Source organism: Streptomyces sp. NPDC101227, from assembly GCF_044767545.1.
Lineage (GTDB): Bacteria > Actinomycetota > Actinomycetes > Streptomycetales > Streptomycetaceae > Streptomyces.
In genome coordinates this window covers 217,186-229,520 of sequence record NZ_JBIWOD010000010.1, presented here as the reverse complement: position 1 = coordinate 229,520, position 12,335 = coordinate 217,186, and the positions used below count along the sequence as shown (strand labels likewise).

Annotated in this window: 10 protein-coding genes; 6 read left to right on the top strand and 4 right to left on the bottom strand. The window is 69.9% G+C overall.

Translation table 11 applies throughout. The features are described 5' to 3' along the window. The first annotated feature begins 587 nt into the window (after positions 1-587). Positions 588-1,271 (top strand): hypothetical protein, encoded by a 684-nt coding sequence (locus ACIRPT_RS24455; RefSeq protein ID WP_403830508.1) that lies wholly within the window; start codon positions 588-590, stop codon positions 1,269-1,271. A 363-nt stretch (positions 1,272-1,634) separates the two neighbouring features. Here ACIRPT_RS24455 and ACIRPT_RS24450 read toward each other — a convergent pair whose 3' ends face one another. Continuing rightward, a complete protein-coding gene (locus tag ACIRPT_RS24450; protein WP_403830506.1) occupies positions 1,635-2,729 on the bottom strand; it encodes a hypothetical protein in 1,095 nt (364 codons plus the stop codon). 187 nt (positions 2,730-2,916) lie between these two features. Here ACIRPT_RS24450 and ACIRPT_RS24445 point away from each other — a divergent pair, with 187 nt between their 5' ends. Next, a complete protein-coding gene (locus ACIRPT_RS24445) occupies positions 2,917-3,126 on the top strand; it encodes a hypothetical protein (protein ID WP_403513346.1) in 210 nt (69 codons plus the stop codon). Positions 3,127-3,285: 159 nt separating this feature from the next. Continuing rightward, positions 3,286-3,504 carry an EF-hand domain-containing protein gene (locus ACIRPT_RS24440; protein WP_391867019.1) on the top strand — a complete coding sequence of 73 codons (219 nt, stop codon included), beginning with the start codon at positions 3,286-3,288 and terminating at the stop codon, positions 3,502-3,504. Positions 3,505-4,071: 567 nt separating this feature from the next. Here ACIRPT_RS24440 and infA read toward each other — a convergent pair. Next, complete coding sequence (gene infA / locus ACIRPT_RS24435) at positions 4,072-4,296, bottom strand: translation initiation factor IF-1 (RefSeq protein WP_403830504.1); 225 nt, start codon at positions 4,294-4,296, stop codon at positions 4,072-4,074. 197 nt (positions 4,297-4,493) lie between these two features. Next, the gene (locus tag ACIRPT_RS24430; RefSeq protein WP_403830501.1) at positions 4,494-5,291 is read right to left on the bottom strand and encodes a GNAT family N-acetyltransferase; all 798 of its coding nucleotides are present in this window, start codon (positions 5,289-5,291) and stop codon (positions 4,494-4,496) included. Positions 5,292-5,813: 522 nt separating this feature from the next. Here ACIRPT_RS24430 and ACIRPT_RS24425 point away from each other — a divergent pair. Together ACIRPT_RS24425 and ACIRPT_RS24420 are read left to right on the top strand one after the other, a co-directional pair. After that, positions 5,814-7,535, top strand: coding sequence for an amidohydrolase (locus ACIRPT_RS24425; protein WP_403830499.1), 1,722 nt, complete (start codon positions 5,814-5,816; stop codon positions 7,533-7,535). A gap of 31 nt (positions 7,536-7,566) precedes the next feature. Continuing rightward, the gene (locus tag ACIRPT_RS24420) at positions 7,567-8,358 is read left to right on the top strand and encodes a response regulator transcription factor (RefSeq protein WP_403830496.1); all 792 of its coding nucleotides are present in this window, start codon (positions 7,567-7,569) and stop codon (positions 8,356-8,358) included. Positions 8,359-8,670: 312 nt separating this feature from the next. Here the strand turns inward: ACIRPT_RS24420 and ACIRPT_RS24415 are convergent, their stop codons facing one another. Further along, positions 8,671-9,111, bottom strand: a complete 441-nt coding sequence (locus ACIRPT_RS24415) for a VOC family protein (RefSeq protein ID WP_403830494.1) — start codon at positions 9,109-9,111, stop codon at positions 8,671-8,673. Positions 9,112-10,348: 1,237 nt separating this feature from the next. Here ACIRPT_RS24415 and ACIRPT_RS24410 point away from each other — a divergent pair. After that, positions 10,349-11,743 carry a hypothetical protein gene (locus ACIRPT_RS24410; protein ID WP_403830492.1) on the top strand — a complete coding sequence of 465 codons (1,395 nt, stop codon included), beginning with the start codon at positions 10,349-10,351 and terminating at the stop codon, positions 11,741-11,743. The last annotated feature ends 592 nt before the right edge of the window (positions 11,744-12,335 follow it).

Genomic DNA, 12,335 nt, shown 5'->3' with positions numbered 1-12,335 from the left:
GCCTCGGCCACCGCCCGCACCGACGGTGTCCGCACCGGCCGCGCACCCGCGGGCAACGCCACACCCTCCAGCGCACCGCTCTCCCCCATTGGCAAGCACCCGGTCGCCTCTGGTACGAGACGCGGCGGCCGTACCGCAGCCGCATTCGCCGGGCCGTTTTCGCGCGGCCCGGCCAGGGCGAGGCCAGCCGGCGCCCGCCGGGTCCGCTGCGGTGGAGGTCATGCTTGCGGATCGTCAGGAGTACGACGTGAGCCCCCTTGCTGGCAGCTGTTCAGCCGCGACAATCCGCCGGTTCCCGGGCCGGAGGTAGCGGGGCCTCCATGTGCCTGCGTTCAGTTCTGCGGGGTGTGTCTGGGAATCTGCAGGTCAGAGTGTTCTGTTGCGGCGTCCCGACGGCTTGTCGTCGACTACGGTGACGCGACCGGTGATCGGCAAGCCTGGGGAGGGAACCGGTGAACAGACATCGCGCGATCGGGCCGCTAGCGGCGGTAGTGACGGTAGTGGTGGTGGCTGCGGGCCTGGCGGGGTGTGGCGGCAGCCGGAGTCGGGCGGACGGCGTCCCGTCCCCGTCCGTGCGCCCTACCGCTGTGCGGCAGAGTCCCACCGCCGGCCCCGGGCTCACGACGCCGCCGGGGCCGGCGACCGCACCCGGTCGCGACGACGCTGCCTCGCCCCAACGGACCTTCACCGGCGAGGAACTGCGCAAGACGCTGCTGCCGGACTCTGCCTTTGGCCGGAACCTGGAGCCCGGCGAGTCGCACATCATGGTGTTCGAAAGCACCCGTGAGCAGCGGCAGGGCCGGTGGGACGACTGTCTTTCGCTCTTGCCCGACGAGGACCCGGCCGGGCTGGGCCCGGCCTCCTACCGCGGAACGATTGCGACAGCCATCTCGATGTTCGTGGACCGCGAGGCCAACGAAGGGCATGCGGTGGCCACACAGACGCTCACGTCGTTGCCCATCGGCTCGGCCCGCGACCTCCTGCACATCGAGCGGAACATCATGCGGCACTGTCCGTCCTTCGCCTCCGATGCGGAAGCCGGCTCGGCCGGCGAGGAATACGCGGTGGAGCCGCTGGAGGGGATCGGCGACGAGGCGTTCCTGGAGGTCCACACACTGGTCTACGAGGGCCGACACACCGAGTACAGGGTGCACGTTCGGGTCGGCGGTGTGCTGCTCACCGTCTCGGACGGCGAGGGCTCGGGCCGCAACCGCGCCGTTGCGTGGGCCGCCCAGCTCTCGCGGAACGTGGGCAGCACCCTCTACCCCTGAGCTCGAGCTGAGCGCCGGGCCCGATACCGCACGCCCGCTCTTCAAGAGTGCTGAGTCGCCGTATCAGCGTGTCGACATGTCATCGCACGGGGAGGCCCCTAGCACTAGTCACAGGGGGGCGTTGAGATCACATCCCAAAGTGAGTGATCTGCCGCGACGCTGTGGACTGTGCATGGTCGGTGCCATGCACCGGCACGAACTCGGGCGGCCCCGGACAAGTCCGTGCACGTCGCCGCCCGGCCGGACGCGGTGCTCGGCCGGCCGGCCCGGCGCCGACGCCGATCCGCTCCCGGCGCCGGGGGCAGATCGGCGGCTGGTGGTTCATCACCCTCGGGGTTGGGGGCCATCACCGGGTAACGCCCGCTAGGACCGCGTCGCTCTCCCGCACTCGTCCCCGGGGGACTCGCCCCCCGCGACCGGCGCGCTGCGGTCGTACGGGTCGCTCTCCGGGCCGGCCTGGTCCGTCTGGCGGTCCTTGCCGAAGGGAGGGGTGAGGTAGCCCGTCGGGGCGCCGCAGCCGCCGTTGGTCATGTCGTACTTGTACGAGACGATCGAGAACGTGCCCGGCTCGGTGATCACCTTGTCAGGGTCGTCCCAGCTCAGGACCAGTTCGCGCCGGACGATCGTGCGCATGATCTCGTCGTCGCCGCTCTCGTCCGCGCGGGTGACCGGGTAGACGAAGGTGACGTCGGCGGTCACCTGGAGTGCGCCGCGCTTGCCCTCCTGGTAGGTGAGCCGGCCGCGAGTCTTGATGACGTCGCCGACCAGGTGGGTGTGGGAGGGCTGGAAGCGGCTGAAGAGAAGGAGGGGGTCGTTCTTCGCGCTCGGGGTTCGGAAAGCGGTATGGAGAAGGTGTTGGACGTCCTTCTGGTGCGGGTTGATCAGTGCAATCGCCTTCTCGGGGCGCTCGCCCCGCAGCACCCCGCGGTCCAGGCCGGAGGTGACGAGGAAGTCCCGGCTGCGGGCGAGGGCCTGCTCGACCTCGGCGGCGCTCATCCAGCCGACCGATCCGGCCGTCGGCACGGTGATCCCGGCCGCTCCGCTCGCCCAGCGAGCCGCCGGCGAGCCGCGGAACGGCTCGTTGCGGGTGGGGCGTTGGGCCGCCTCCACCGGGGGTGCCTGGGTCGGGCGGGCGGTCTCAGCCGCCAGCGGTGGGGCGTCAGCGCCGGCGAACAGGCTCACGATCCGCCCCGGCGCGAGCGCCACCACCAGCAGCACCAGCGAGGCCAGCAACCCGGCCGCGTACCAGCCCGTGCGCCGCTTGGGCCGCGCGGGTGTGTAGCTGCGCCAGCCCTCCGGCCCGTGGCCGGGCTCCGCGCGCAGCCGCTTTGCCACCTCGCGGGCCCGCGCCGACGGCTCCTTGGGCGCGTCGGCGGCACCGGCCACCGACTCGCGCAGAAACCGCTCCCACTCCTCGTCAGATCTGGACGAACCGTCCGGCTCCGTACCCGCACCCATCCCCAACCCCCTGGCAACCAGTAAACCGCGGCCCACTCCCCGGGGACGCGACCGCATAATGACACAGAGCGTGAAAGGCGCAGGTCCGGGGCGGGCAATTAGTGTTGAGGCCGTGAAGTGGAGTGAGTGGAGTGAGGTGGACTACCTCGACTGTCTGCAGTCCGAGCGGCGCGGCTATGAGTGGGTGATGCAGCACCATGGTGGGCTCACGCCGGCGCAGGCGCGGGAAGCTGCCCTGGAGTCGTACCCGTACGAGCCGGACGACGCCCCGTACCGTGGGCTCGTGTTTCACGATGAGGCGTGGCACTGGGCGATGCTGGCGATTCACGGCGATCGGTACGTCGTGGAACACCCCGAACTGGCCTACCCGTCACCTGAGTACCTGGCCCTTGAGTGAGCGTCGCCGTACGAGGCGCCGAGGCAGTCCGGGCGATTCATGAGGGCAACGAGCAGCGAGATCGGCCCGCTACGGCCGAGCAGGTTGGGCGCTCACGCGTTGCTTTGAGCGGACGGATAACCTGGGCCCGTCAGCAAAGATCGCAGAAGGGCGGAGCACATGGCAGACATCGTGGAGACGGCGGCGCGCAAGGTCTTCGAGCGCTACGACATCGACGGGGACGGCCAGGTCACCGCGGACGAATACCGCAAGGTTGTGGCGGAGTTGGAGGGCTCGGAGATCACCGAGGCGCAGGCCCAGGAGCTGATCGACTCGCTCGACACCAACGGCGACCGCCAGATGTCCTTCGAGGAGTTCTGGGCGGCCATGAATGGCTGACACTGCCGCATCCGGCACGTGAACCTGCCGGACCCGGTGCGTCATCTTTCCGGTGCTCGCGTGGATTGTGGAGGCTCAAAGCGCGGCTACGAGGATCTGCTCGTCCAGGCCGCCATGCCCCCGCACAGCAGCTGCCCCGCGGGCGACGCCCAGCACACCCCCGTCCTGCCGAAGGTCACCGCCCGGTGGTGGCGACAGCTACAACCCGGGTGGCTGCCCTGCTGGGGGCTGCGACAACTCACGGCGCTGCCCGCCCGGCGGCTGCACCAGTTCACCCCCACCGCGCCTCGCCCACAGGAATGGGGCGAGGACGCACCCCGCCCATCAGAAAGAACTTCGGGCGCTGGTGGCGTACGGGTCCGGTGCCCTGCGCACTCAGTCATGTGTCCGCGGGCAGGGGCGAGATGTTCACTCGTCCCTGCCCGCGTCCGTCGCGAGTCGGCACACAACCGCCGCGGTTCCTCATTACCACGCGGGTGGTCTCGAAGGCGGGCTGGAGACACGGTGCGGGGCCGGCTCATCCAACGTGGGGCGCGCCTGTATGAGGGACCCGGGCGGCTCCTTCCGTTATGACCGGTACCGGTAGCGGATCCGGCCGCGGGTGAGGTCGTAGGGGCTGAGCTCTACGAGCACCCGGTCGTACGGGAGGATCTTGATGTAGTTCTTTCGGATCTTCCCGCTGATGTGGGCGAGCACCGTGTGCCCGTTCTCCAGTTGCACCTTGAAGGTGGCGTTGCGCAGGCACTCGATGACGGTGCCTTCGACTTCTACGCCGCCTGCTGTTTTTGTCATGGTCTCTCGCTTCTTTGGTCTGTGACGGTGTGTTCGGCAGGTAGGACTGTGGTGGGCAGTAGGGCGTGGTGCCTTCTGCCCGGCGGCCGTGTGCGGCCGACTCGTGGACGGCGGTGGGCCGGTGCCGCTTCTCGAAGCGGGCGTCGCCGCTGCCGTTGCGGGCTCGGATCGGTCGCTCGGCGCGGTATGTCGGGGCGTCAGCGACGGACGAGCTCCAGGGTGCCGGCCGTGCGCCGGGCACCGATGCCCTCGAACAGGGCGACAGCCGCCGCGTTGGACTCGTCCACTTCGGCCCATGCCGAAGCGGTCTTGGAGCGGTGCAGCGAACCCAGTGCGTGGCCCAGCAGCGCACGGGCGATGCCGCGGCGGTGCCTGTCAGCGCGGACGGCGATCAGCCCGATCCGTGGCTGCCGGGTCAGCGGCGTCACCCGGATCAGCCCCACGTACTGGTCCAAGTGCCGTGCCACCGCGTACTTCGACGGGTCGAGCAGGGTGGTGCCGGCCGGGCGGGGCAGCACCTCGGCCGGCATCGTCTGCCATCCGGCGGCGGCCTCGACCTCGTCGCGGATGATGCGGTCCAGGGCGCGCAGCGGGCCGTCCGGCGCCTGGCCGACGGGCACGATCGTCACGCCCGTCGGGGGCTGCTCCGATCCGAGGCCGGTGACCTGCGGGTCGGTGGGCACGAGATAGCCCCGCTCGAGGCGTGCGGCGGTGAAGCCGGACCGCTCCCAGGCGGCCCTGGAGTCGGGGTCGGCCGCGTCGACGACGGCGTACAGCGGTGTGGGCAGGTCTGCCAGCATCATCTCGGCGATGCGGTCGAAGACCACGCCGTGCCACGCATCGATGCTGATGAAGAGCCGCCCGTCGGGCCGGCGCGAAGCGTCGCCGCGACCGACGACCCGGTCGTCCTCCACGGCCTGCCACTGCGTGTCCGAAACCCGCGTGATGACAGGCGCGTTGCGGCCCGTGTCCGAAGTGGAATGCACAGAATTCATAGGTGTTGCCTCTCAGGAGTGCCTTGTCCGAGGCGCTCCCGACGACACCTACGTCATCGCCCACCGTGACGGAAAAGGGGGAGCACCCACAGGGATACAGCCTTCATGGGTCTCACCTCCTCGCGTCTTTCACGGCTGCCCAGACCGTACCAGCGGCGGTCTGCCCGCCCAACCTATTTACGACGCGATGGGCGCCGCCCTGCCCGGCGTCGGCGCGGTCGCCAAGAACCTGAACGCCGGCAAGAGCGGTGCGGGCGCGCCGGCGTTGTCGAGGCCGTGCTTGTGGCGGGCCCGGGCAAGGGCGGCGGGATTGCTTTGTCGGTTCGGGGAGGCGGGGTGTGGGTGAGGTGCGGGTGGGTTGATGACGGTAAGTGGCAGGAGACGGGAGCAGGAAACGGGAGCCGGAGGCGGGAGCGCGTATCGGTTGGATGACCGATGTGCGGGGGGTGCGGCGTGGCCCATAGTCCTCGGGAGATCGTTCGCGGGTGGCCGTGGTGCGCCCGGTTTCTGAAAGGACCTTCTGTGGATACGTATGCGGACCTGGTGTTTCTCGGCGGGCGCGTGGTCACGGTCGATGCGGTGTTCTCCGTCGCCTCGGCTCTGGCGGTGACCGGTGGGATCATCAGCGCCGTCGGTGGACGGGAGGATGTCGCCCCGCTCGTCGGGCCCGGCACTCGCGTCGTCGATCTGCGGGGGGCGACCCTGCTTCCCGGTATCAACGATTCCCATCTGCACGGCTGCGCCTTCGGCATGGCCACGCCGCCGCTCTCCCTCGACGTCGGCCATCCCACGGTGTCCTCCCTCGTGGATGTGGCCGAAGCGGTCCGGGAGGCCGCCGGGCGGACTCCGGGCGGGCAGTGGATAACGGGACACGGCTGGGACACCGGCTATCTCGACGAGTGCCTCGGCGAACCGTCGCGGCTGCCCTCGCGGCACGACCTCGACGCCGTAAGCCCGGACCACCCCGTCGTCCTGTACTCCTTCTCCGGGCACGCCACCTGGGTCAACTCCAAGGCACTGGAGCTCACCGGGATCGACAAGAACACCGTCGCGCCGCCCGGTGGGGCCATCGTCACGGACGAAGCAGGCGAGCCGACCGGGCTACTGAACGAGGGGGCCCAGGCCCTGGTACAGAACGCGCTGCCGCCGCTCGGTCTGCAGGAGCGGACCGACGCGATCAGATCGACCCTCGCCACACTCGCCCGGCTCGGCGTGACCAGCTACACCGAGCCCGGGCTCGGCCCCGGCGGCGCCGGCATCATGCGGGGTGCACTCGGCGCGCAGACCCTCGACGTCTACCGCCGGCTACTGGCCGACGGCGAACTGACCGCTCGCGTCGGGGTCCTGCTCCTGCCCACCGGAATGGCAAGCACCGCCGAGGAGTTCGCCCGCGCCCTCAGCGTCCTCGGCGAGGCTGGCGACGCCGATCCGCGCCGCCTGGCGATCCACGGAGTCAAGATCTTCGCCGACGGCATCGTCCCCAACAAGACGGCCTGGATGAACGAACCCTACGTCGGCGGCGGCTGTGGTTCCCTGTGTGTCGGCGGCAGGACCGACGCCGATCGGATCGACGAGATCGATGCCATGATCCGGCATGCCCACACCGCCGGGTACCAGCTCGGCGTCCACGTCACCGGCGACCGGGCCATCGACACCGTCGTGGACGCCTTCGCCGCAGCCATGGCCGAGCATCCGCGGCCCGACGCCCGCCACTACGTCATCCACGGCGACTTCCTCACCGCCCACAGCATGAAAGTGCTGGCCTCGCACGGCTTCGGCGTCAACATGAACCCCACCATCAAATGGACCGTCGCCGACATGGAGGAGGAGTTCGTCGGCGCCGAACGGGCCGCGTACGCCTGGCCCTACCGCGACGCCATCGACGCCGGCGTGCGAGTCGCGAGCGGGTCCGACGCCCCCGTCACATACCCGGACTGGCGCCAGGGCCTCGCCACCATGATGCTGCGCGAGTCGAAGGCCACCAGCCGGGTCAGCGGCCCCGAACAGCGCATCGGCCTGGCCGAGGCGATCCGCACCTACACGATCGACGCGGCCTGGCAGGACTTCGCCGACGACTGGAAGGGCTCCCTGGAGCCGGGCAAGGTCGCCGACCTCTGCGTACTCGACGGGGACCTGCTCACCGCCGACCCCCACGACATCCCACAGATCCCCGTCGTCCTCACCGTCGTGCACGGACAGATCGTGCACGACACCCTTCGCGATCACGACACCCTTCGCGATTGACGCCTTCCCGGCACATGATCATCCTTGGAGGATGGCAGCGGAACGGAGCACAGCAGACATCCTGGACGCGGCCGTCCACGTCCGCGAGGCCGCCAGGAACGCCACAAGCGGTGCGAGCGGTACGACCGGCCTCGCCACAGTCCTGACGGCGCTGTCTCAGGTAATGGAGTACGACCACGCCTCCCTGGCCCGATGGGACCCGCTACGCCGGCGCCACACCACCCTCGCCGGAACCTACCCGGACGATGCCACCGCCTACATCGAGACCCGCCTCCACCACGACCCGGTCTTCCCCGTGCTCCGCAGCCCCGCCCGAGGCGGACTCTGGCTCAGGGACGTCCCCCGGCCGCTCCTGGCGGCATCCCCAGGCTTCCAGAACGTGCTGTCTCCCCTCGGTATCAAGGACGGCGTCGCCCAATGCCTGTTCACCGCCGACGGCCACTACGTCGGCATGCTGAACATCAGCACCCGCCGACCACGGCGCACACCCGACCCGGCACGCGCCGCCATCACGCTCCTCACCGAAGCCCTCACCGCCGCCCTCACCACGGCCGTCGCCCGAGGAGGCCCACCGCCAAAGGTGGCCACCGCGGCCGACCCCGCCACGCAAACGCGGCCCCCTGGCGGACTCTCACCACGAGAGCTCCAAGTACTGGCCGAACTCACCACCGGCCACACCAACAAACAGATCGCCGAACGGCTCTACATCGCACCACGGACCGTGGCAACCCACATCGAACACATCCTCGCCAAGCTGGACCTCCCCAACCGCGCGGCCGCCGCCGCCCGAGCCGCTGCCTGGGGAATCAAACCCTCCCGCTGACGCAAACCCCACGACGCGAAGACCCGGATCACCCGGCGCACCCTCACCACCCCACGACAGCCCCGCACCCTCCGGTTCACGAACTTGCGGAGCGATCCCGTCATCGCCGCATGACTGAAAGCGCATCAAAGCCCAAGCCCAGCGCGCGTCTCTTCGATGGGCTGGTCACTTGATCGGATGCGTCTGTCCGATCAAGTGACCACTGACGCGATGCGGAGCAGAATCGAGCCGCAGATGCCGGCCGATCCAGTTCGCGGACGGCGGTGGGCCGACCACCGCCGCACGTTCGAGGCCATCGCAAAGAGACAGGACCTAGCCGATCCGTTCGGCCAGAGCGACGATGATTCCCGAAGGGCCGCGGAGGTTGCACAGTCGGTAGATGTTCTCGTACCGCGCCACCTCGCCGAGGAGTTCGGCGCCATGGCGGCGCAGACGGGTGATCGTGTCGTCGATGTCGTCGACGGCGAACATGACACGGTGCAGGCCCAGAGTGTTCGGTGGCGGGTTGAGCGGTCCGGCCGTGATCGCCGCTGGGGTGTGAAACTTCGTCAGCTCCAGCTTGCCGTGGCCGTCCGGGGTGCGCATCATCGCGATGGCGCTGCGGACCCCGTCGAGGCCGACCGTCTGGTCTGCCCAGATTCCCTCGATCTGCGCCTCGCCTTCCAGCTCCATGCCGAGCTCGGTGAAGAAAGCGATGGCAGCCTCCAGGTCGTCGACGACGATGCCTACGTTGTCCATCCGCTGAATCGTCACGGGGTGCTCCTTCTTCGTCGCGCAGTCCGTTCTGGCTACTGGTACCCCTGGGACGGAGCCGGTGCCGCATTCTCGACACCCGGAAGTGTCGATGTTTTGGGTGCTTCGCCTTGCCGACGACCTACGGCCCGCGATCTTCTACACAGAAGACAGCAGCCTCTCGGAATCGGAGTGCAGTGAGTCCGGCAGCGTTGGGAGAGCCGTATGGAGAAGCGCAGTCCCCTCTCCTGGGCCAACGGCCGGAACGTTGCCTCGAGACAGAGCCCGCGGTGTCCAGGTGTGAGTCGATCAGCGACTTCCGATGAGCGCCGTCCGTGCCGTCGGCCTCGGCGCCAACGATAAAACTGCTTACGGCCTCGGCGATTTCCGCGCGAGCGTCGTAGCCGGCCACCATGTGCGCCGTCCGCCGGTGATCGCAGCGGTGCCCCCTCCCCGCCCGGAGCGAGCGGCCTTCCGTCGCGGCGCAGGAAGCCTGGGAGAACCGACGCGTCACCCAGGTACGGGCAACGGACGTGCCATCGTCGCCGTCAGCGCAGCTCCCTGACCACTTGGTCGATCAGTACGAAGAGTGCGCCGACTTCTTCGGGCGGGCGTTTGAGCTTGTCACGCAAGAGCACCCACCACGTCAAGTAGAGACCCCCGCTTCATCACTCCACTCCACCCCCTCGAACAGGCCGAAGGCGCCGTCCCGGTGTCCATCAGCCGGCGCCATGCCCCGCGCTGCGGATGTTGCCGACGAATCCTGTCAAAGATCAACGCCACATGCCGCGGGATGCAGTCCGCGCGCAGCAAGTCAGCCACCACGTAAGCTCCGCACGCCAGGCGGTGGACAGGCAACGCACAGAGGCGAGCCCGGAGTGAACCAGCGACCGCCCCGCCCCACCGGCAGGGCGCACGCCCACGGCACACGAGCACGCTCTGGATACCGGCACTCGGCAGCCGACGCGCCCGGCCGGCCCCTACACACGCCCGGAACACCCGAAGAGGGCGCTTCATGTCGATTTCATCGGCTGCTCCTAACGTGTGCGTCCTGGAGCACGCCCTTTGGGCGGGAGTTGCTCGACCAGAGCGCGGCTTCCCTCACCGGGGGCGTCAGCGCGGGTTGGGGCGCCGGTGCGCCGGGGCGGCGCTCGCCGGCGATCTGGTGATGACCGTCCGCCGCCCCCACCATGGCCTGACCGGCGTGGGCGAGGCAGATACAGCCGCAGCTGTGCGGAGTCTGCGGAAGGAGTGAGCCGTGCGTGACTACATCAAGCGTCTGCCCGCAGCGGCACTGCCCGAGGGCGGCGTGGCGCCCTGGTCCGTCGCCGATGCCGAGCGCTGGAGAAAAGCCCGCGTCCCGGCGCCCTTCGCCCCAGTCGCAGGCAGTTGGGTCCTCCTCGTCCTGGTCGCCGTGTCGTACGTCCTGACGTCCGGATTCTCGGCCTCGCGGTGGAGCGGTGGCCCGTCCGCGCCCGGCGGCACCGACTGGCTCGGATATCCCGCAACCGTCCTGCTGGCCGCGCTGCCCTTGTGGTACCGCTATCTGCCGGTCCCGACCATGCCGGCCGCGGTCGTGGTCGCGGTGGATGCGGCCGTGTCACTGGCATCACCCGACGCCGACGACAGGCTGGTCACCAGCGGTTACCTCCTGGCCCTGACCGGCTCCGCCTGGGCGTTCACCGGTGCGTGCCTGCGCTTTCGGGCCCGCCGCAGGCAGCGGGCGCTCGCGCTCGCCGCGGCCGGCCGGCGCCGTCACGAACTCCCTGACGGGGTACCCGAGACGGACGACTACCGCGGGTACCGGCAGTTCTACCTCGGACTCGTCCTCTGCCTCATCGCCGGCGCCCTCCTCACCGACGGTCTCGTCAAGGACCTGACGGCAGCGGACCGCGCACCCTACGACGCCGTCGGACAGCAGATCGCCGCCCTACTGTTCCTCGTCCCCGGCACCAGCGTCTACGGGCGCGGCCACGTCGCCTTCCGTGCGGCGCGCCGCCTGTACGAGGAGCCCCAGCCGGCTCTGATGGTGGGCGTACGGATCGCACCCGACGGCTACCACTGGCTGTATCCGGATGCCCGCACGACCTCGGGGCGGCCCCTGATCGCGTACTTACCCAAGGACCGGGACACCAACGGCACGGCAAGGCTTGTGGGCACGAGCTCCGCCTACCGAGCCGACGACGGGCACTACGACATCGACCCCCGCAGCGAACCCTTCGAGGCGGTCCTGTACGGCGCGCCCCAAGAAGGCGCCGAGGTCGTCCTGGAGTACGCCGTCATCGAGCGCAGCGCCTACCAGGGGACGGAGCATACGTATGCCGGCGTCACGGTCGCCCCGCTGCTGCCGCGACACCACCACGGCCTCGCCCCATGGCTGCCGGCCGACGGCGCGGCCCGGGATGCCGCCCGCCGCGAACGGATCCGCAAGCAGGAGCAGGAAAAACGCGAGCGGGACGAGCGGTGGCAAGCGCACCTACGCCATCAGGAACAGGCCTCCCGGGCGCGGGGAACAGCCCGGCGCCGCGGCAGCGGGACGCGCGGTCAGCGGTACGGCAGGCCCGGCAGCAGGGGCAGCGGGGGCGGCTGCGGAAGCGGACACAGCTGCGGAGGACACGGCTGCGGAAGCGGCCACGGCTGCGGCGGCCAATGAGCGCCAAGCCTGCGCAGGAGGAGAAGTAGGGCGAGAGGTTTCGTCACACCGTCGGACGGCCCCGGCTGTACGCCCAGGTCCGGGACGGCAAGGTCAGGATCTGGCGGCGATGCCGGACTCTCCGGCTTAGGCGTATTGGATGTGGTCGAGCTGGGCAAGCGCCCCAAACTCACGCAGTCAGGTACATCGGTCGAACCCCGCATCGCGACCGGTGGGATGGCGCGGTGGACGCGGCGGTGGCGGTCCTCGGCGGCCGGCGGCGTCGCGTGTCTCCTCTGGCGACGAGGAGCTTCACGATCGAGATGGCTCTGTCGACGTCGAAGAGCAGCGTTTCTCGACGAGTTCCGGAGTGTACGACTGCCGGCCTCGGCCGCCGACGGACAGCAGCACCGGACAGGCCGGAGGCACTGACCGGCGCCAGCCCGGCGGCCTCCCGCCGCACACGCCGGCAAAAGCACCGGCCACGGGGACGGGAGCGTGGTCGCCACCGAGGCGGGCACAGGTGGTGTCGCGCGCGTGACCCGACCGCGACGACAGATCGTTGCCATGGGCGTCAGTGAGCGGACATCGCGCAGGTCAGCCGTGTCATGGT

Bases quoted from the DNA above. Each gene is read 5' to 3' on its own strand.
- ACIRPT_RS24445 (WP_403513346.1), top strand. From the start codon at position 2,917: ATGCAGCACCATGGTGGGCTCACGCCGGCGCAGGCGCGGGAAGCTGCC.
- ACIRPT_RS24450 (WP_403830506.1), bottom strand. From the start codon at position 2,729: ATGGGTGCGGGTACGGAGCCGGACGGTTCGTCCAGATCTGACGAGGAG.
- ACIRPT_RS24440 (WP_391867019.1), top strand. From the start codon at position 3,286: ATGGCAGACATCGTGGAGACGGCGGCGCGCAAGGTCTTCGAGCGCTAC.
- ACIRPT_RS24430 (WP_403830501.1), bottom strand. From the start codon at position 5,291: ATGAATTCTGTGCATTCCACTTCGGACACGGGCCGCAACGCGCCTGTC.
- ACIRPT_RS24420 (WP_403830496.1), top strand. From the start codon at position 7,567: ATGGCAGCGGAACGGAGCACAGCAGACATCCTGGACGCGGCCGTCCAC.
- infA (WP_403830504.1), bottom strand. From the start codon at position 4,296: ATGACAAAAACAGCAGGCGGCGTAGAAGTCGAAGGCACCGTCATCGAG.